1 protein-coding gene is annotated in these 2182 nt (G+C 49.3%); it reads left to right on the forward strand.

Annotated features, from left to right (window positions below):
• Positions 1-163 precede the first annotated feature (163 nt).
• Positions 164-1525 carry an ATP-binding protein gene (locus QVO99_RS05150; protein ID WP_022316531.1) on the forward strand — a complete coding sequence of 454 codons (1362 nt, stop codon included), beginning with the start codon at positions 164-166 and terminating at the stop codon, positions 1523-1525.
• Positions 1526-2182 lie beyond the last annotated feature (657 nt).

Genomic DNA, 2182 nt, shown 5'->3' on the forward strand with positions numbered 1-2182 from the left:
CAACGCTTGATAGGTCTTTCTTTTAGCAAAAAGCATTGAAAAACAGTGATATATGAGAAATAATCAGTAACTTTGCAACGAGAGTCATAACTCACACAAGATTCTGAAAACAATAACAACCTCTACACGCAATCACTAACTGTAGAGAAAATAAAGGACTTATATGGCAGCTGATTATTTGACAAGAAGCATCGACAAGGCTTTGCTGGAATGGAAAGACAGTCCTCGCCGAAAGCCCCTGCTCGTGAGGGGAGCCAGACAGGTGGGAAAATCATCCACGGTGCGCCATTTGGGAAAGTGCTTCAAACACTTCATTGAAGTAAATTTCGAAAAGACTCCCGAACTGGCAGAACTGTTCAAGGGAAACCGCGACGTGAAGGACATCACAAGAAAACTGTCTGACTATTTCAACGTGCCCGTGACACCCGGCAAGACACTGCTCTTTCTCGACGAGATACAAAAAAGCGAGGATGTGATACACAGTCTGTGGTTCTTCAAAGAAGACTATCCGGAACTCCACGTCATTGCGGCAGGATCGCTCCTGGAATTCGCACTCAAAGACCTTTCGTCGTTCGGAGTGGGACGCGTCAGCTCGCTGTTCGTTTACCCCATGTCGTTCGACGAATTCCTGATGGCAACAGGCGACGACGGACTGCTGGCGACCAAAAGGGAATGCGGACCGGACAACCCTCTCCCCACCCCATTCTACAACAGGATAACAGAACGGTTTCGCAGCTTCATGCTCACGGGAGGAATGCCTGAAGCAGTGGCAACATACGCAGAGACAGGGTCGTACAGATACAGCAGCGATGTGGTGAATGAAATAATACAGGGCTATCAAGACGACTTCGCGAAATATGGCGCCAAAGCAAACCCCACGCTCCTGAGACGTACACTGATAAGCATAGCCCGACAGACGGGAGGAAAATTCGTATGCAACAGGGTGGAAGGAGACTACAGGTCGGCAGAAGTGAAAAACGCCATCAGAATGCTGTGCGACGCCGGACTGATAATCCCTGCCTACCACACGGATGCCAACGGAGTGCCGCTCGGAGCGGAGATAAATGAGAGAGTGGTGAAATACCTGATTCTCGACAGCGGCATACTGCTCGGCATACTCGGCATCGACGACGACACTGACGAAATAGTGAAGGAGATGATGCTGGAAAGCAGTACAGACCTCGTGGACAAGGGAAGCGTGTCTGAAATGATTGCCGGACTGGAACTGATAAAATATTCATCACCCCAGAAGCGCCACCAGCTATACTACTGGCAGAATATGAACAAAGGCACCTGCGCCGAAGTGGACTACGTGATAGCCAAAGGCAACGAAATAGTGCCGATAGAGGTGAAATCGGGAGTGAAAGGTTCGATGAACAGCATGTATTCGCTTATGAACAACCAACAGAAGCACATATCCCGAGGCATCAGATGTTCGCTCGAGAATTTCGGTTCGTTCATGAGTCCCGCCAACAAGCGCATCGACATAATCCCCCTATACGCCGTGTCGAAAATATTTGAATGAATTACACGCCATATCACCTTATTATATATAAGGCGACTTCGCGACTTGAGAAATAGCGGAGAAGATACGAGTAGGTGACGGAAAACTCCTCGTCAACTCGTCAACTCGTCGACTCGTGAAATAGCGGAGAAAGGCGGAAAGGTGGAGAAATATTTTGCCGTGACATAATAAAGACGTAACTTTGCACCCGGTCGGCAAACTGCCGGCTAAGGGGTGCTGCCGCCGTTGCGGATGCTGAGACCATACCCTACAGACCTGATCCGGATAATGCCGGCGTAGGCGAAAACGACTACAATGACTACACTCCCCTTGATTCATTAACGAAAACGACGGGCAATATGGCAACTCTCAGAAACCATAATGCCCACCGCTATTGGCTTCATTACTGATCGGGAGAAACAGGGAAACACATCTTTAGCTATCAGGCAGTCAAGAGTATCTGTCCCTCCCCTACGGGGGAGGTTAGGTGGGGGCTGGAAGTCTGCGCCCTTGTCATATCATGACAAATTACCCAGCCAATGAACATCAGCCCCCTCTCGGTCTCCCCCGTAGGGGAGATGCAGGTTAGCATTGTTAACGAAAAACCATTGACAGTCAAGTAGTTACAAGCTACAATAAGACAGTCAAGGGTATCTGTCCCTCCCCTACGGGGGAGGA

Source organism: Prevotella sp. CAG:592, from assembly GCF_000436015.1.
GTDB classification, from domain to species: domain Bacteria; phylum Bacteroidota; class Bacteroidia; order Bacteroidales; family Bacteroidaceae; genus Prevotella; species Prevotella pectinovora.